Source organism: Virgibacillus oceani (assembly GCF_041521345.1).
GTDB classification, from domain to species: Bacteria; Bacillota; Bacilli; order Bacillales; family Amphibacillaceae; genus Virgibacillus_N; species Virgibacillus_N oceani_A.
Map to the genome: position 1 here is coordinate 30,696 of NZ_JBGOHB010000012.1, position 16,250 is coordinate 46,945.

The following is a 16,250-nucleotide window of genomic DNA, read 5'->3' on the forward strand; positions in this document are numbered from 1 at the left end:
GGTTTATAATCGTAATGTTCATTAAATGACTCATGTATAACATCTGTTTTTTTGTCAAAGTTAAACATTGAAAGGTGTGATATTAATGACTGAGTTATTTGAGCAAATAGTAAATATACAAAGTCAATATCAGCAGATGCAAATGGACTATTGGTTAAATCACAATTTGTTTAGTGGTATATGGTGGCTTATTGTAATCATTAACTTGTCTTCTTTGTTATTATTTATTGTTTTAATGGACAAAAAGAATATTTTATTAATGACACTTACACTATTGATTAGTTTTACATTAATTGGTATATCGAATGAGATAGGTAATTATTTTGGATATTGGGATTATCCATATCAATTCATACCGTTTTTAGAAAGCTTTAATGCAGTTGATTTTTTGGTTATCCCAGTCATAATTTCATTGATGTACCAATTTGTTAACGGTTGGAGAAAGTACCTTATAACCAACCTGATTCTTTCATCATTACTTGCCTTTATAGGTATTCCTATATCTGTGTATTTAAATTTGTATACGTTAATCAACTGGAATGTTTTTTACTCATTTTTAACATTGTTTGCAGTTGGTTGTCTGGTAAAAATTGCATCAGACTTCATCAAAAATAAATCATCTGCTAATATGACTTAAACCCAAGAGTGTTGCGTAAGTTAATTCAATCATTTTGTTCCCCTCCCTTTTGTCACATTTTCTATCTATTCAACAACAGTTACATTCCTCTTCCGCTTGCCCCAGCTGATCGCCTCATCTAAATCTGGCATATAAACATCGATGTGCTTGCCATTAATGGCACCGCCTTTATCTTCCACCGTGAAGGTTCCTTCAAATCCTTCAATCTCTACTTGGGTACCAGGAGGAAGGACGTTCCAGTCTGCTGCAATAGTCCTGCCTTCCTGGACAGTAGTTCCGGTCGCCGTGATTCCGTAAGCCGGATCGTCCGGATGCTTACCTGTTGACTCGTACCCCGCCGTGTAAGCCGTAATGGTGAATTCTCCTAAATCATTTTCATTCACTACTTCCGCAGAACTTACTTCTGTTTCTGGTTTTTCAAATTCTACCGGATCCAAACTGCTTGAAACGGTGATCATGTAGAACATGCATATTGCTATCATTTAATTCTCCTTTAAAACCATTTATTTTCCGGGTTTTCTGCAGCAACCGCAGTTGCTCTAAATGCTGCTAGTTTGTGCTTTAATTCTCTAAGTGTCATGCCGTCAGTCTCATAAAAATTAAATCTTTGGTGAAGTTCCTCTGTGATGTGATTGATCATGATGTCCTCCTGCATTGTGTGCGTTCTAATCGGTCTCATGGTTTTCACATCCTTTCAAAATAAAGTCATTTGATTATTATCCATTCCGTTCATTTTCTGTATTTCTCTATATTTTTCTTCTCCAAGTTCCTTTTGTTGGACTTCGTGGGTGGCAAGTGTCGCCAGCCCTCCATAAGCCTGTAATAAGAAACCGTGCTTTTCTGCTAGTTTCATAACTTCTTGCCAGTGCGCATCTGGGTTCATTCCACTTCCTCACTTTCTTTTAGTTTCTGGCTCGTAAATGAACCTTTTACCATCAATCTCTATAACGCTCGGCTCACCTTTTTTAAGCTTCTTAACTTCAACAACAGCTTTATATTGATCTCCTGCTGCAGCTGGCTTGTGTGAATATTTCCGTTTTATCTTGTTTTTTCTAGCTTGGTGAAATAAAGCCAAGAACACTTCATCCGGATCCCTTTGAATGTTTTCAGCTATTGATTCAATACTCCATCCACTGTTCCATTCTTTTGTAATTTGCTGCAGTTGCTTTTTTGGAAAAGCAAGCTCCAAATCCTCAAGACAATATTCATGATCGCCGGTTGCCGGTAAAATTGGTATTGTGCTAGATGCTGTGTTCACGCACTCACCTCCATTCCCACTGCTACTTTTAATCGTTCTATATCGCTGTCATCCCGGACAAAATCGCAATCTCTGTCCGGGCATGGCTCAAATTGCAGGTAATATCCATTGTCTATTGCTAGGCCTCCGGTGCCGTTGCAGGTTTTACACATGATTTATCCCCCTAACTCACAATTTGTTTTTATTTCTTTTTCTGTATAGGGTAGCGTGTTTTTTAAAACATCCAGGTAATTCGCTTCTAGCTTTATAAGTTTTCCGTTATCTTTATATTTGAATTTGAAGAAGGTATACTCTTTGAATCTATCGTTAATTTTTCGCACGACATTATATCTTGCAGAAACTCTTTTTTTAGATTCTTTTTCTACCATGTTTCCAAACTTATTCATCATAAAAGGAATTTTCTTTCCGTGGACCACAACATCATGCCATCTATGTTGTAAATTGCACCATTTTTCCACTTCCCAGTAGTCGTATATCTTTTCGCGGGAGAGATATTCTTCAACCATTCCTTCAAATGCTGATTTATTGATATTGAATCCAGCGTACACATAGCATTTTTGTAATTCCTCTAAAGTACCGCCACCAATGCTTATAAATTTTCCATGTTTCTCGTATGAACCGTGAGCGTACCAATGGTCTTTGATTTTTTCCGTACTACCATCTTTCATTTTCAATGTTAATTCTCTTCCAGCAAACGCTCCTTTGAAAGGTTGATACTTTAATAGTTCGCTGAAAATAATGTTTCCGTTATTATCTAAAGCAGAGCCAACGTAATTCATTCCGATTCTTTCAAATGTTATATCTGGCAATCTGTCAAAAGCTGAAAAATAATGACCTTGATTTTTTATGAGTTTTAATATTTTCATACCGCTTCACCCTCCACTTCATCGATTGTAATTTGATTATCCGCAATTCCTATTTCCTGCTGCTCTTTCAGATATTTCTTATAGCAAACAGGACCAAATTCACGTTCAATACTTTTTGAGTCCTTTAGCTTTCTTCCGCACCTTGAACAAGTTTTCATCAAAACCTCTCCTTTCTCCGATAACTTTCACCTTCCAACCTAATTCCGGTAGCCTTGTCCATCATCCGATCAATTATCCGTGGGCCATTATTTCCGTATTTGGCTGTCAGTTCACTTTCTGAATAGTTGGTAGTACTGATTGTCGATCTATCCAGCCTCATATCAAATACTTTGTAAAGGACATCAGAAGCCCAGGTTTCATGGCCAAATTCATTTGCTTTCACGTACTCAGAGCCAATATCATCCAATACAAGCAAATCCAATGAATCTATCATTTTGAAAATCTGCTCTTCTGAAATGTTGGAATTCTGGCTGTATGTACTCTTGATGTGATCCAGTAGATCAGTAGCTTTGATGTATAAAGATTTATATCCGTTCTGCCGCACCGCTTTTGCAATGGAATAAGCAAGATGACTTTTTCCCAAGCCTGGATCCCCGGAAAAAGCTAATGATTGGGTGCCGTCAAACTCTTGAACGAACTTAATGGCTGCCTGTTTTGCCTTCAGCTGTCTATCGTGATCGGGTTTATAAGAATTGACAGTGGCTTTTTTTAGATCGCTCGAGACCCTTTCAAAGCTCACGATGAAATTCAATTCTTTATCCCTTTGGAATTCCTCGACAGTAGGTAAATTCAATTTTTCTTTGAATTTCTGCTCTTCACATGGTTTGCAGGCTCCCATTACACCGCGTGGCGTTTCATATACTTTGTAAACCGTTCCGCATTGTTCGCATTGCTTTTCCCCAGCTTCCGGAAATGGCATTTTCATTACATCTTTAATTGGCTGCATGTTTACCTCCTAGAATCTGTCTTTGCCTGGGTCGTAATTTTGCCCCATCGCTTTTTTTGGCTGCTTGCTCCTAATTAGAAAATTATTCAATGGATCGGCTTCATTTAAAAACTTTCTAACGTCTTTATCCCTCATAAAGTCCGCCAAAGGATATTTATGAGTAAACCAATGGACGTCACTTTTATAAACAACAGAATAATTGTCAATAGCTTGCTTCAGCTCTTCAAAACTGTAATCTTTTAACCTGGCACTTATAGCTGTTTTCATTGGGCTAGTTAATTTTTGGTGTCTAATAATATTTTTAGAAAGATAGTGATCGAAAAGATCACGAATGTATTTATTCTTTTTCTCTTTCTTATCTAATTCTTCTTCTAGTTCTAGTTCTAGTTCTGTTTCGTTACGTGACGTTACGGTAACGTTACTGCCTTGTTTTGGTTCTTCTAGTTTCTTGTTTTCTCTATATTTAGCCTGTCTAACGCGATTTTTCTCTCTCATTTCCGCTAGTTTGTCAATGCTTTGGTGTTTACTCCAGTTGGATATAGATATAAATAAATCCTCATCTATTTCGATCATCCCGAATGACCTAAAGGTCTCCAACGCTAGCCTGACTGTACTTATAGGCCTGTTGAAAATAGTGGCTAACATTTCATCCGTATATGGAATATTTTCGCTTAAATAGATATATCCACTGGCGTTTGTTCTGCCTGCTTGCGCGAGAAGCTTGACCCAAATAATGAGAATGGTATCAGCTTCAGGCATCTGCTCAATTAGTCTTATTTTTTCGTCCTCAAACATCTGCGTACTAAGTTTTATCCACTTCACATCACTCATTTTTGGATCACTGCTCCTTACTCTTCATCCAATAACTTTTCGTAGTAATCAACAAGTCCGACTGTTTTAGAAATAATCTTTTCCGCTTCTACTGCGCATTTTGATGGACTTTTCCATATTTCCGACCCAGTAAACCTGATTATGGTGTATCCTTCTTTCATTAGGTTCCTTTCCCTTGCCTTATCTCTCGCGGCCTGTTCTTTGGTTTTCTCATGAAAATTATGGCCATCACATTCGATTGCAAATAAATAATTTTTATTTTCCGTTTGACACTCAATCAGGAAATCAACTCTGTACTTCCTACCATTTGCCAAAACTTCTTTTTGCGGTATCACAAATAAATGTTTAAATTCTGCCAGAACCGTTAATTCCTTGTATAAGTGTTCCTCCACATCAATCAAATGGACTGCAAGTAATTGTTCAATTGGCGTTTCACATTTAGCGACAAAAGATGCTATTGATGATTTCCTAAGCCGTAAACTTTTTTCAATTTCTTCCTTAACTGAATTCGGGAACCGTTTGAACGCTTGTAAGTTTTCTTCTACATACATTTCAAATTTGTCCGTATAATCCCGTTTCATTAAATCACCTTCCTATCTCACAAATGGCAAACCGCCCTTTTACCTTTAAAACGGTATATCCTTTGTAACGCTGCATATACTGTAGGATGCGCCCTTTTAATTCCTCTTTGTTTTTTGGTTGCTCCCAGATCCACTCCGGGAGCAATACTTTTGTTTGGTTATGCATTTTCATACATTTCCTTTAACCGTTCTTTGTAACAAACCTCGCAGAATGTTTTGTTTTCAATGGTTAAAAAGACTTTCTCCTTGAATTCAAAGTGACCTTCACAACGTGCGCAATGTCCTCTATACATAAATCAATTCACCAACTTCAACCGGTGCATTTAGTTTCTTAGTAGATTTACAGTAGTCGCATTTCCCGCAAGCTACCGGATCTGCTTCACCGGACCTTACTTCACTAATCCGTTCCAGTTTCATTTCTACATACTCAAATTCAAAATCGAATCGGCTTTCATCGAAATAAACGACTCCCTTATTTGGGATCGATTCCTTGCTGACTGCCACAATATAAGGCGTATATGCTTCACCTGTATTTTCTTCGATGATTTTGCGATACATAGCCATCTGCAGCACGTAATCCCATTTCTCGATGAAAGACACCCAGCCGTCATACTTCTCACTCCAGGACCTTGCATGTATGTCTCTGGTAGTCTTTAAATCTGTAAATAACTTTCTTTCGTGATTGATAGAATCAACTTTCATTTTCCAATCGATACCGAAAATGTTTGCCGTATAGATTTGTTCTTTTTCACCTTCCATTGCAAACATTGCAAAACTGTCATTCTTAAGCGCTTCGATCATCCTGTCTGCCTGCTCATAGTCCGCATACTTGCCGCCGCGCTTTTTAAAGATTGCGCTGTTATGCTTTTCCTGAAATTCTGCAAATGCTTCTTCTGATTCAAATGCAGCATGTGTATAGTTTCCGACCATCATCGCAGCATTTGGAAAACTGGTATATTCGCCGTTAAGGTAGGCCATTGCATCAGTTTCACACTTATCAAATTTTTTAAATAGGGAGACAGACATATACTGCCTGTCCATCCCTAATGAATAATAGTTAGTGTGGTTCAGATTGTTCATTTCTTCTTGAGTGATAGCTGGATGATTTCGCCGCAACCGGCTGTATATCGTATTTGGATTAACGTTGTACACTTTGGATAATTCTTTTACAGTAAATTCTTCGTTGTTCAAATGGATGATTCTTTTTGTTTGCTGCCGCTTATTCGAAGGTGATTTCTTCTTGACTGCTTGCATCAGCCTTCACATCCTTTTTAGGCTCTTCCTTTGGCTTGTTTTCTTTCTTGGCGCCTTTGCTCTTGTCATCTTTAAAAGCATCTGTAAGCTTTGACTCTTGCTTTGTTTTTGCATCTTTACTGAACCAATCATCCACTTTCGACATTCCGTCTTTGAGCGACTTGAATATTTTAATTAAGTCAGCATAATCACGTTCTGTGAAAGCAGAAACGTTATACCCTAAACGATCCTCTATTTGCTCTTGGGTAACTCTGTATTGCTCCTTATACGCATTCAATGCATTAGCGATACGGTCTTTTAACGGCTCTTTGTTATCCCCTTGTAAAGTACGGTTACATTCAGCGACAGCGTTGTCGATAATGTCTCCAGGGATGACTGCTAAAATGCAATTTCTCATTCTTCTCGCACCGTTATTTGCTACCAGCTCATAAATATCACGCGGATCATCTAACTTTTTTAGTTGCCCTTTCGCCTTTCTTGTATGAGGCACTGTAAACACTTTTTCGCTTCTTGTGTTCGTCTCTAGATCCCAAGCGTATGCTAGCGCTACTGATTCGCCTGGTTTTTGTTCTAACTCTTTAATTCCGAATGAAATGTTACCCCAATTCTGCGCTACGACCTCAGCCAATCGGATAGATGGACCTTCAACCTTTGTGCCGCCTCTTGGGTAGCTGTATACTGCTTCTTGTGCTAGCGTTGGTCTTTTACAAGCATCTAATATACGTTGCTCTGACTGAAATACATTCCTGGGGAATTGCCGGGCCATGAATATTTGGCCCTTTACCTCTTCCATCTCACGGCTTGACTGTGATTGTGCAACTGTCCCACCTTGGTTTCCTTGATACTGATCTGATAAGTTATTCATATACTTCATCCTCCAACTCTTTTAATTTTTCATATTCATCTGCATCAATCAGCACTTTATCCTTAAGTTCAACACTCATGCTGAATTCTCTGCTTGGGATTGCTTGCTCGATTTCGAAATCCTTCCATTGGGTATCATCATCCAAATCAAGTTCAACCTCGATTTTTGCATCCATCGGACAATCCAATAATTCTTCTATTAACTCTCTAACTGTCATTACATTTCCTCCTATTGCACCCCTATCTAAATGTGCTATAATAGGGGTACTTGTTTTTTGAAAATAATTCTTTTTTGAGACCCTTTGCAGAGGGTCTTTTTATTTTCCATCAAAATACTCGACCACTAATGGCGCATTTTGAATTTCTGCTATAACTTGATCGTTTTCGCCATAGACGTGATATACAAAGTGGATCGAATCCGGATACTCAATAGTGTTGTCGCTGATCTTTTTAACCCCGTCATATCCTACCGCATATCCAATCGCGTACCCATCTACATCATGCATGTTAATGATTTTCACGGCTTTTATCTTCGCCACCCTTAACCACTCCCTTTATTGCGCTTCTCTAATTTCCACACCCAAGTTTTCATATAAAAATGCTTCCAAGTTTTCTTCAAGAACTGCTTCATCGCCAAAAATATAAATTTTATCTCCTTCCAAAATTTCTGTTCCAAGTGCATCAATGCCGCTGTGTTCCGGTTGTTCTAACATTTCATACGGATATCCTGTCCGCTCAATTTGGTCTATCATTGGATGATTCACTCCTCTTCCTCCTAACTATTGATCATTGCGTATAACAATAAAACCATGCTGCAGATAAACAAAACAATGTATGTGTACTTAGATTCAATAACCTTGTTGATCATATAATTTCCTCTTTACAATCTCGATGTGAACACCAGATGCATTCAGCCGGTTAACCATTTCATGCATCCGATCAATCTGTTGCTTTTCGCTGGTCATTTTCGACATTTCCTGTAACGATTTTAGGAGATCGATAGAATCTTGTTTTGCTGCTTCGATATCTCCTGTTTGAAGTTTTTCCAAAGTGCTGGTTAATAGATCTAAAATGCACCAATATTCTTGACTTGCTGTTTCGATATCCTTTGGAAGAAAATGCTTTTCAAAGTTCATACAATCCACCCTTTCGCCTTCCATTCAGGAACCCTTTTTCGCATGCACTCTTTAACTGTTACTGGATAAACCTGTTCAAGTCTGGATAAGAATGAATTTATTGTTGTCTGTACATCGAGCAATTCTTTAATCCCGACCTTGATTTCTGCCACTTCATCATCCGTTATAAAATCTGGATGTTTTGCAAGGCTAACGTTATTAAAATGCTCTACAGCTTCAGCTGCTTCACGTTTGAAAGTTTCTTCTAAGGCCAGCCTGTGCCACTCGATCGCTTTATTTGCAGTAGCGAGTGGTGTTATGTAGTCACCTGCTGTCTCTCTCGCAATCTCGAAGCCATATTGAGCGTCGTTGAATGCCGCCACACTTTGTCTGGCCATTTCTTTTGTCATGTTCCTCCTATCGTTTTCTAAATGAGATGCGAGTGGCTTGCTGATATGAAGCTCAGAAGCCACATTCTCTTGGGTGTAGTCTTTTCTATCCCGTAATCCTTTCAAATGCTTTCCTGCTTTCATTTTCCTTGTTCCTCCCTTAGCTTTTGTATATATTTGAGTAACCTTTATTACTCAAATTAGTAGTATGATAGAGACATAGATTGATCTTGCTCTTTTTCCTGGACGTTATTTTGCTCTTGTTCACGGATCCAGTTATCAATCGCTTCTTTTGAAAACATGATCCGGCGGCGCAGGCGAAAATGCGGTATTTCTTTCTGCCGGACCATGGTGTAAATTGTGTCAGTGCAAACACCCAGATATTCAGCAGCATCTTTTGTGGTGAATCGTTTTTGCATTCTATACCACTCCTTCGAATTTAAAGTCGTTTATATCGATCTTGAATTCGATAGCCATTACTTTTACAACTTGGATATAGATTTCAATTAGGCGCTTTTCTTCAGAAATAACATCTAGTTTATTGATTTTTTGGATGTACGATTTAGACATACCTTGTGCAAGTGCTCTTTCTTTTCGATTGTTCAATCTGATATCGAGCTTGCAGCCAGCGCGTTTTTCAAATCGCTCATAACTTAGCTTGATAACGCTGCGATATGGTTCAACACCGGTCCAGTTTTTGGCTATCTTTCGTAAGATGACTTTTACTTTTTCGCGCCATTCGTCACTGGTGAGAGTGACAATGTTGGAAATGTTATTGACCTGACCTTCTAACTGGTTCACGCGCCTATCTTGCTCAACTAATTGATTGATGGTCCCTTGCAATATTTCCAGTTGGTTTTTTGGTTGTTCGATTTGATAAGATCCAGTTTTTCTTATAGAAGGAATGACTTCTGATGTGATCCATTTTCTGAACCGTTTAGCTTCCGGTTTGCGACTATCCAGGATGACATCATAAAGTCCGTCTTCATTAACAAAAACAGCCTGTTGTGTACGCCCAAGAGAATCTTTGATGGGGTGATTTGAAATCACGTCATCTTCTAATCTCCTTTTTACGCCAGCAACTTGGCCTAGATCTAAAATGTTACATAAGTCTTTGAGGAAAAATTCAGGTTCGCCGTTAATTTCAATAATAGTCAACTGCTGATTGTTGAACATTTTTGTTAATTGATTCATTTACATACCTCCTAGATAACGTGTTGCAACTTATGGTTGCTATTTAGTTCAAAAAAAATCGTCCAATCAACTTCTAGGACTTCGGATATTAATTTGGCTACATCAACTGACGGTGTTCTTTCGCCATTTTCTATCATTCCGTAGTACTGTCTAGTGATACCTTTGTCTGTAAGAGAAGCAACCTGTTCATGAGTTAGATGTTTTTCTTTTCTAGCGTTGATCAAGGTTTCCCTTAACTCTTTCTTTGTCATGTTTCCACCTCCGCTTTGCAACTTTTGGTTGCTTATTAATTCCTATTATACGCAACTTTTAGTTTCTGTCAATACTTTAATGCAACTTTTTATTTCTTTTTATTTAAAGCAACTGATTGTTGCTATACAATGACGATAGACGTGATATAGAGGAGATAATGTTATGATTTCTGTAAGGTTGAAGTATTTAAGAAAGAAAAGAAACCTGTCACAGCAATATATGGCTGATTTTTTAGGTATCACCAGGCAAGGTTACGGGAAATACGAAGATGGAAAAAGCGAACCAGATAGTAAATCTATTGTAAAGCTTGCTGATTTTTTTGATGTAACCACTGATTACTTATTAGATCATGATACTGAAGATGAAGATAAAAGAAGAAATGCTATAATAAACAAAATTGCAACTGAATTCCCTGACATCGACTTAATGTTCAAAGATATAGAAAATTGGACAACAGAGGATTTCGAGGAGTTATACGATTATGTTAAATTTAAGGTGAGTCAAAAGAAAAAGGGGGATTAAAGTGGCTCAATGTAAATACTGTAATAAAAAAGGTTGGTTTTTACAGGTTTCGAAAGCAGGTCTGTGCAACAATTGTCATCGTCCTGTTATCGCTTCATTAGAGAGCGTTCTTAAGGTTTTAGATGAATCAGTCAAACTGGTAAACAACTCTAAAAGTTTTAATACGCGAATTGGTAGGGTTGATTTGGCTATAGAAAAATGTGATGATTTGTATAATGAATTTTGGTCGAAAGGCATAACTGTATTTGAACCAAATCCGCACGAAGCGAAAGAGAAATTATTAAAAGAAAAAGAAAAGATTATATCGGATGAGATTCATAACCTAGTCAAAAAACACATCGAAAAGGCAAAAAGGGCGAAAACAGTTAAAACAAAGATCTCTAACGCAGACAAAGCATTGGATGAACTACTTAAGTTTAATCAACAATACAATTACGAGAATAAAGAATTAGAAAATACAATACACGCGTTTATTCACAAGGCACAATATGATGATTACATAGAAACTGCTGAAAAACACGAATTTAAAGGCGATTTCAAAAAAGCAATTGATAAATATCAGGATGCTTTGTTCTTTTTGAAAAAAGATGACATACCAGACGACTCCCAAAAGCCATTAATTGATGAATTAGAGGGAAAAATAAGTAAATTGCAAATGCAGTCAGCGAGGATTGAATAAAGCGAGGGGGATTAAATGAAAAGAATTTTATTTGTTCTGTTGTTAGCAGGTTTGTTAATAGGATGCAATAGTCAAGCGGAGCAAATAGCAGAGTACAAGGAAGAACTGCAAAACGTTGCAGATGAAATGTTAGTAAATGCTGCGGCGGCAGAGGATATATTAAGTCAATACGATATTGTTTGGAATCACACTATAAAAAGTGGTGGGGCTATTCCAGTTGAGGAAATGGCAAACGTAACAGGGTTGGAGGAAAGTGTTGTTAGAGGGTATTTTCAGGTAAACAACATAGATAATATTCCGGATGATTTTTCTAATAACATTCACTCCTTAAACGCATATTATGATGCTTCTGGAGATTTGGGAGAAATTGAAGAGGCGGCCGAACAAATTAGCAATAAAATCAACGAGTTAAACGACCCACCAGACGGATATGAAAACGTATATGACGAAGTTTTAGACATGTATCTGTACACAGATGAATACGTAGAAATAGCGTTTAACCCGGATGGATCATTACAATCTTTCAATGAAAAAGTGAACCAATTATCGAGTGAAATCACCAGTAAATATAAGAGGATTGAGGCAATTATGCCTAACGAAGATTAAGGGTGTACACAAAAATGTACGCCCTATTTTGTACACTTAAATCGAACATACATTCTATAAATGGGGGTTTTAGTTTGTATACACACCTAGAAGATTACATTTATGACCTTTATGAATTTATGAAAATTAATGAGCCGGTACAGTTATCAATTAACAATGTGGCCAAAAAACTAAAGGTGAAGGTTGTATATAGAAAAAAGAATTTCCGGTTTTATAATGAAATAATCTTAAATCAAGGAACAAAACAACAGGAATGGCAGTCATTCGGTCATGAAATTGGTCATTACTTGAGACATTATGGAAACCAGCTGCGTATGCATCGTTTGTTTATTGATCTACAAGAATACCAGGCAAACCATTTTGCCTATCATTTCTGTGTTCCAACTTTTATGCTTTGCGATACAAGCGATTTATCAGTCTATAAAATTATGGATCTATTTAATGTGGAATATGGATTCGCTTGCAGACGATTAGAAATGCATCAAAATAAACTGTTGATGATAAGGTGAACTAATTGTAGTCTGGTCAGTTAAAAGGCTACAAATCAGATAAAGAAACATGAGGCTATCATTACCGTATGAATAGAAGTTGGATACATTTCCTTATGCATTTATACAAGTCATCATTTTACGATTGATACAAGGGGTGAAAAAATTGGCTCACATTGAACATCGTGGAAAAAATAGTTATAGATTAGTAGTCACTATTGGTTATAACGACAGAGGCACTCCAATCAGAGAGCGAAAAACTGTCAAAGCCAAGAATCCAACAGAAGCAAAAAAGCACTTATCTATCTTTGAAGCTGAAATTTTGACCGGAAAGTATATTAAGCCTGAAAAAATAACCTTAGATAAACTCTATCGAGAATGGGAGGAAAAAGTAACAAACGATCAACTGGAGATAAGAACCAAAAAGGAATACGGAAATATATACAAGGAGCGGATAAAACCACAATATGGACATATGAAATTGAAGGACATACAGCCAATTCATGTATTAAACTTTGTTAATGGGTTGAGTAAGGACGGAGCAAGGTTAGATGGTAAGAAGGGGCCATTATCCAGTTCCAGTATTAATAATTGCTATAAAGCTTTCAATCACATATTAAAATTTGCCGTGAAAATGAAATGGATTACGGAAAACCCTGCCGAGAATATCGACACACCTGTAGTTCGGCATGAAGAAACAGACATATACAGTATGGAAGAATTATTAATTTTTATCGAGCATTTGAAAACGCTGCCCTTTCGTTGGCAGCTGATCGTCACCCTTGCTTTGTCAACATCGGCTCGCCAGGGTGAAATAGCTGCCCTGGAAGAAAAACATGTAGATTTTAAACGACAAGGAATTCATATTAACCAGGCCTTATCAATTGAAAAAGGTGTCGGGGTAATTCTTAAAGATACGAAAAACAAAAAGAAAAGATTCGTTTCACTTCCGGATCAACTGATGGAGTTACTTAAAAAAATGATTCACATCCGTAAGCAGGAAAACTTTAAAGCCGGTCAATACAGAGAGTGGCCAGATCATCTTTTTCTTTTTGCGAGTGAATTTGGGAAACCTATCCGGCCGGATAGTATTAGTCAGTGGTGGCGACGTTTTACAAATAGTAAAGAGTTTGAAGACTTGGGATTAAAACGCATCAGATTTCATGATTTACGGCACACCTCGTTGATGTATTTGAGTGAGAAGGGTCTTAGGTCGAAGGCAGTCCAAAATCGTGCTGGACATGCCCGTATAACGACGACGTTTGGTCTTTATGGTCATGAAGTTGATTCTGATGAAAAGATTGCAGCTGATTTAATTGGAGAAATGTTTAAACAGGAGGCGAAATAGAATTGGGGTTGATTTGGGGTTGAATTTCATCATTTGGGGTTGGAAACCATCTTGATTAATCCGAGTGTCGAGTAATTAAAGCTTGGTAAATCAACATCAATTATAGAACATTCGTTTCCTTTTCGATTACTGCAACAGCCTTCTAAGCTGTGGGTCGCAGGTTCGAATCCTGCCTGGGACGCTCTAAGGTTCATTCAACCAGAAAATCCGTCAAACCCATGTTAGTCACTCCGAAAGGGGGGATTAATACTACGTAGGTATGGCGGATTTTTTTATTTTTTCAAGCGATGACTTTGTGACTAAAAAGCCGTAAATAGTTTATGAAACAAAAATAGGAAAGCGTGTATATAGAGTTAAAAACAAGTCGATGAACGTAGTCAAATCGGAGGCGAGAATAAACAAATTTAAATAAGCCTTCTCACACATCATGTCTGTGTAAGAAGGCTTATAATTATAGCCATGTCTGATAGGAAAGTTCTTTTACTTCCTCACCCTCCGGCGTATAAAACCTAACCGATGCTTCATTTTCTTCCCATTCCATTACTACGTATGTCTTTTCCCGGCGATCCCTTGGCATGCGGATGCTGCCGGGGTTAATAAAGAGCTGATCGTCCATCTTTTCCGCACCTGCTATGTGGGTATGACCAAAGCATATGATATCGGCATTTTCTTCTTTTGCCCTATAGGACAGTGGAAGCAACCCCGATTTAACCTGATGCAGATGACCATGTACAATAAGAAAGCGAGTCCCTTCAATAAAGATCATCTCTTCATTTGGATATTTAGGGTCAAAATCACAGTTCCCGGCTACTTTATAAAAGCCGGTGAGCGCTTCCGCATCCATATCCAATTCCGAGTCTCCGCAGTGAATCATATGATTTAATTGATGCCGCTCTTTTATTTTAGATATTTCCTCTGTTAATCCATGACTGTCGCTTAATATTAAAACTTTCGGCATAAACTATCCTGTCCTTTGTTACAAAATCTCCTCTTTTAACCATTCTTCCAATTGACTAATGGCATGTTTGCGGTGGCTGATTTGATTCTTTTCTTCAGACGACAGCTCGGCCATCGTTACATGATAACCATCAGGTACAAATATTGGATCATAGCCAAAGCCATTCTTTCCTTTCTTGGAAAAACCAATGTGTCCTTCACAATATCCGGTCCTAAAAATGGTTTCCTCGCTTGGAATGGCTACTGCCAAAACACATATAAATCTTGCACTTCTTTTTTTTTCTGGTACATTTTCTAATTCATCCAATACTTTATCCATATTTGCGTTATCATCTTTCATCTCTCCAGCATATCTTGCCGAGTAAATACCAGGACTTCCACCCAAATGATCTATCATTAAACCAGAATCATCGGCTAACACAGGGATGGATAAATTCTCTGCAATCTGTTCAGCTTTCAACGCTGCGTTTTCTTTAAACGTAATTCCTGTTTCCTCTATATCAGGAATTTCTTCCTCAAGATCAAGCAACGAATATGCTTTAATGCGATACCCGGAAAAGAAAGCTTTAAACTCTTTCGCTTTTCCTTTATTTTTTGTTGCAACAAGTATTTGTTTCATATTTCTCTCCTATTGTTTTGTTTCTCCGATCCGCGCTGTTAATTCTCCTAATGTGTCTTTTTGTTTACGAAAAATTTCTTCCAGCCCTTCGCTTGCAAGCTTTAGCATTACTTTCAACTGGTCAACGGAAAAAGTGGCTTCTTCCCCGGTGCCCTGCAATTCCACAAATTCACCGGAACCTGTCATAACTACATTCATATCTACAAGTGCCTTTGCATCTTCTTCGTAATTTAAATCCAGCATTTCCATTTCGTCCGGCAATACGCCTACAGATGTGGCAGCTAAAAAGTCAGTTACAGGCATTTTTTGAAGCACTTTATCATCGAGTAATTTACCAAATGCCAATACTACAGCAACAAATGCACCCGTGATCGAAGCTGTTCTTGTTCCCCCGTCTGCCTGAATGACGTCACAATCTACCCAAACGGTTCTCTCACCTATTTTATCTAAATCAACGACAGACCTGAGTGCTCTGCCTATCAAACGCTGTATCTCCATCGTTCTTCCGGAAACTTTTCCTTTTGATGATTCACGTATGTTTCTTTGTTCAGTGGCACGGGGTAGCATGGCATATTCCGCTGTGATCCAGCCTTTACCCTGCCCGCGCAAAAATGGAGGGACTCTATCTTCAATACTTGCATTACAAATTACTTTTGTATTTCCAACCTCGATTAGAACAGAGCCTTCCGGATGGTTAATATAGTTTGTTGTCATGGTAATTGGTCGTAAACTGTCTGCATTTCGCTGATCATTTCTCATGGCCTATTCCTCCTCGTTTCCATCATTAGCTTAACACATTTTGCTGATTTCAACACTAATAACGTAAAAACTATAATGCTTTCAT

30 protein-coding genes and 1 tRNA gene are annotated in these 16,250 nt (G+C 37.9%); 7 read left to right on the forward strand and 24 right to left on the reverse strand.

The genetic code is table 11. The features are described from left to right. The first annotated feature begins 85 nt into the window (after positions 1–85). Positions 86–637, forward strand: a complete 552-nt coding sequence (locus ACDX78_RS10405) for a CBO0543 family protein (RefSeq protein WP_486027627.1) — start codon at positions 86–88, stop codon at positions 635–637. A gap of 65 nt (positions 638–702) precedes the next feature. On the opposite strand, the gene ACDX78_RS10410 is transcribed toward ACDX78_RS10405, so the two are convergent. The 21 genes from ACDX78_RS10410 to ACDX78_RS10510 form a co-directional block, all read right to left on the reverse strand. Continuing rightward, the gene (locus ACDX78_RS10410) at positions 703–1,119 is read right to left on the reverse strand and encodes a 3D domain-containing protein (RefSeq protein ID WP_486027629.1); all 417 of its coding nucleotides are present in this window, start codon (positions 1,117–1,119) and stop codon (positions 703–705) included. An 11-nt stretch (positions 1,120–1,130) separates the two neighbouring features. Next, positions 1,131–1,316: a hypothetical protein gene (locus tag ACDX78_RS10415; RefSeq protein WP_486027631.1), complete on the reverse strand. Its 186-nt coding sequence runs from the start codon at positions 1,314–1,316 to the stop codon at positions 1,131–1,133. Between the two features lie 15 nt (positions 1,317–1,331). After that, positions 1,332–1,520: a hypothetical protein gene (locus ACDX78_RS10420; RefSeq protein ID WP_486027633.1), complete on the reverse strand. Its 189-nt coding sequence runs from the start codon at positions 1,518–1,520 to the stop codon at positions 1,332–1,334. 9 nt (positions 1,521–1,529) lie between these two features. Next, positions 1,530–1,895: a hypothetical protein gene (locus ACDX78_RS10425; protein ID WP_486027634.1), complete on the reverse strand. Its 366-nt coding sequence runs from the start codon at positions 1,893–1,895 to the stop codon at positions 1,530–1,532. Beyond that, a complete protein-coding gene (locus ACDX78_RS10430; protein WP_486027636.1) occupies positions 1,892–2,047 on the reverse strand; it encodes a hypothetical protein in 156 nt (51 codons plus the stop codon). Before ACDX78_RS10430 ends, ACDX78_RS10425 begins: the two co-directional genes overlap by 4 nt. Before the next feature lie 3 nt (positions 2,048–2,050). After that, entirely contained in the window at positions 2,051–2,761 is a 711-nt protein-coding gene (locus ACDX78_RS10435; protein WP_486027637.1) for a hypothetical protein, read from the reverse strand. Next, entirely contained in the window at positions 2,758–2,919 is a 162-nt protein-coding gene (locus ACDX78_RS10440) for a DUF6011 domain-containing protein (protein ID WP_486027639.1), read from the reverse strand. The genes ACDX78_RS10435 and ACDX78_RS10440 overlap by 4 nt, the downstream gene beginning before the upstream one ends. Continuing rightward, the gene (locus tag ACDX78_RS10445) at positions 2,919–3,707 is read right to left on the reverse strand and encodes an ATP-binding protein (RefSeq protein WP_486027640.1); all 789 of its coding nucleotides are present in this window, start codon (positions 3,705–3,707) and stop codon (positions 2,919–2,921) included. The genes ACDX78_RS10440 and ACDX78_RS10445 overlap by 1 nt, the downstream gene beginning before the upstream one ends. Before the next feature lie 9 nt (positions 3,708–3,716). Then, positions 3,717–4,538, reverse strand: coding sequence for a phage replisome organizer N-terminal domain-containing protein (locus tag ACDX78_RS10450; RefSeq protein ID WP_486027642.1), 822 nt, complete (start codon positions 4,536–4,538; stop codon positions 3,717–3,719). Positions 4,539–4,555: 17 nt separating this feature from the next. Then, positions 4,556–5,119 (reverse strand): endonuclease domain-containing protein, encoded by a 564-nt coding sequence (locus ACDX78_RS10455; protein WP_486027644.1) that lies wholly within the window; start codon positions 5,117–5,119, stop codon positions 4,556–4,558. 4 nt (positions 5,120–5,123) lie between these two features. Next, a complete protein-coding gene (locus ACDX78_RS10460) occupies positions 5,124–5,285 on the reverse strand; it encodes a hypothetical protein (RefSeq protein ID WP_486027646.1) in 162 nt (53 codons plus the stop codon). Positions 5,286–5,404: 119 nt separating this feature from the next. Next, complete coding sequence (locus tag ACDX78_RS10465; protein WP_486027648.1) at positions 5,405–6,373, reverse strand: PD-(D/E)XK nuclease-like domain-containing protein; 969 nt, start codon at positions 6,371–6,373, stop codon at positions 5,405–5,407. Next, positions 6,339–7,238, reverse strand: coding sequence for a hypothetical protein (locus ACDX78_RS10470; RefSeq protein WP_486027650.1), 900 nt, complete (start codon positions 7,236–7,238; stop codon positions 6,339–6,341). The genes ACDX78_RS10465 and ACDX78_RS10470 overlap by 35 nt, the downstream gene beginning before the upstream one ends. After that, a complete protein-coding gene (locus tag ACDX78_RS10475) occupies positions 7,231–7,455 on the reverse strand; it encodes a hypothetical protein (RefSeq protein ID WP_486027651.1) in 225 nt (74 codons plus the stop codon). Before ACDX78_RS10475 ends, ACDX78_RS10470 begins: the two co-directional genes overlap by 8 nt. 99 nt (positions 7,456–7,554) lie before the next feature. Beyond that, positions 7,555–7,776 carry a hypothetical protein gene (locus tag ACDX78_RS10480; RefSeq protein WP_486027653.1) on the reverse strand — a complete coding sequence of 74 codons (222 nt, stop codon included), beginning with the start codon at positions 7,774–7,776 and terminating at the stop codon, positions 7,555–7,557. Between the two features lie 15 nt (positions 7,777–7,791). Further along, positions 7,792–8,001: a YqaI family protein gene (locus tag ACDX78_RS10485; RefSeq protein ID WP_486027655.1), complete on the reverse strand. Its 210-nt coding sequence runs from the start codon at positions 7,999–8,001 to the stop codon at positions 7,792–7,794. Between the two features lie 84 nt (positions 8,002–8,085). Then, complete coding sequence (locus tag ACDX78_RS10490) at positions 8,086–8,373, reverse strand: hypothetical protein (protein ID WP_486027656.1); 288 nt, start codon at positions 8,371–8,373, stop codon at positions 8,086–8,088. Continuing rightward, on the reverse strand, positions 8,370–8,885 hold the full coding sequence (locus tag ACDX78_RS10495) for a helix-turn-helix transcriptional regulator (protein WP_486027658.1): 516 nt from the start codon (positions 8,883–8,885) through the stop codon (positions 8,370–8,372). Before ACDX78_RS10495 ends, ACDX78_RS10490 begins: the two co-directional genes overlap by 4 nt. Positions 8,886–8,941: 56 nt before the next feature. Then, positions 8,942–9,160 carry a helix-turn-helix domain-containing protein gene (locus ACDX78_RS10500; RefSeq protein ID WP_486027659.1) on the reverse strand — a complete coding sequence of 73 codons (219 nt, stop codon included), beginning with the start codon at positions 9,158–9,160 and terminating at the stop codon, positions 8,942–8,944. A 1-nt stretch (position 9,161) separates the two neighbouring features. Next, positions 9,162–9,935 (reverse strand): BRO-N domain-containing protein, encoded by a 774-nt coding sequence (locus ACDX78_RS10505; protein ID WP_486027661.1) that lies wholly within the window; start codon positions 9,933–9,935, stop codon positions 9,162–9,164. Between the two features lie 11 nt (positions 9,936–9,946). After that, entirely contained in the window at positions 9,947–10,186 is a 240-nt protein-coding gene (locus ACDX78_RS10510; protein WP_486027663.1) for a helix-turn-helix transcriptional regulator, read from the reverse strand. Positions 10,187–10,349: 163 nt separating this feature from the next. Here ACDX78_RS10510 and ACDX78_RS10515 point away from each other — a divergent pair, with 163 nt between their 5' ends. The 6 genes from ACDX78_RS10515 (at position 10,350) to ACDX78_RS10540 (ending at position 14,013) form a co-directional block, all read left to right on the forward strand. Then, positions 10,350–10,709: a helix-turn-helix domain-containing protein gene (locus tag ACDX78_RS10515; RefSeq protein WP_486027665.1), complete on the forward strand. Its 360-nt coding sequence runs from the start codon at positions 10,350–10,352 to the stop codon at positions 10,707–10,709. Between the two features lies 1 nt (position 10,710). Next, positions 10,711–11,388: a hypothetical protein gene (locus ACDX78_RS10520; protein WP_486027667.1), complete on the forward strand. Its 678-nt coding sequence runs from the start codon at positions 10,711–10,713 to the stop codon at positions 11,386–11,388. Between the two features lie 15 nt (positions 11,389–11,403). Next, entirely contained in the window at positions 11,404–11,994 is a 591-nt protein-coding gene (locus ACDX78_RS10525) for a hypothetical protein (protein WP_486027669.1), read from the forward strand. Positions 11,995–12,068: 74 nt separating this feature from the next. Continuing rightward, complete coding sequence (locus ACDX78_RS10530) at positions 12,069–12,503, forward strand: ImmA/IrrE family metallo-endopeptidase (protein ID WP_486027671.1); 435 nt, start codon at positions 12,069–12,071, stop codon at positions 12,501–12,503. A gap of 145 nt (positions 12,504–12,648) precedes the next feature. Then, complete coding sequence (locus tag ACDX78_RS10535; RefSeq protein WP_486027673.1) at positions 12,649–13,830, forward strand: tyrosine-type recombinase/integrase; 1,182 nt, start codon at positions 12,649–12,651, stop codon at positions 13,828–13,830. A 64-nt stretch (positions 13,831–13,894) separates the two neighbouring features. Continuing rightward, positions 13,895–14,013, forward strand: a tRNA-Ser gene (locus ACDX78_RS10540). 268 nt (positions 14,014–14,281) lie between these two features. On the opposite strand, the gene ACDX78_RS10545 is transcribed toward ACDX78_RS10540, so the two are convergent. The 3 genes from ACDX78_RS10545 to rph are packed head-to-tail and all read right to left on the reverse strand — an operon-like array spanning position 14,282 to position 16,165. After that, positions 14,282–14,788, reverse strand: coding sequence for a metallophosphoesterase (locus tag ACDX78_RS10545; protein WP_486027675.1), 507 nt, complete (start codon positions 14,786–14,788; stop codon positions 14,282–14,284). Positions 14,789–14,806: 18 nt separating this feature from the next. Continuing rightward, the gene (locus tag ACDX78_RS10550) at positions 14,807–15,406 is read right to left on the reverse strand and encodes an XTP/dITP diphosphatase (protein WP_486027676.1); all 600 of its coding nucleotides are present in this window, start codon (positions 15,404–15,406) and stop codon (positions 14,807–14,809) included. A 9-nt stretch (positions 15,407–15,415) separates the two neighbouring features. Further along, entirely contained in the window at positions 15,416–16,165 is a 750-nt protein-coding gene (gene rph / locus ACDX78_RS10555) for a ribonuclease PH (protein WP_486027678.1), read from the reverse strand. Between the last annotated feature and the right edge of the window lie 85 nt (positions 16,166–16,250).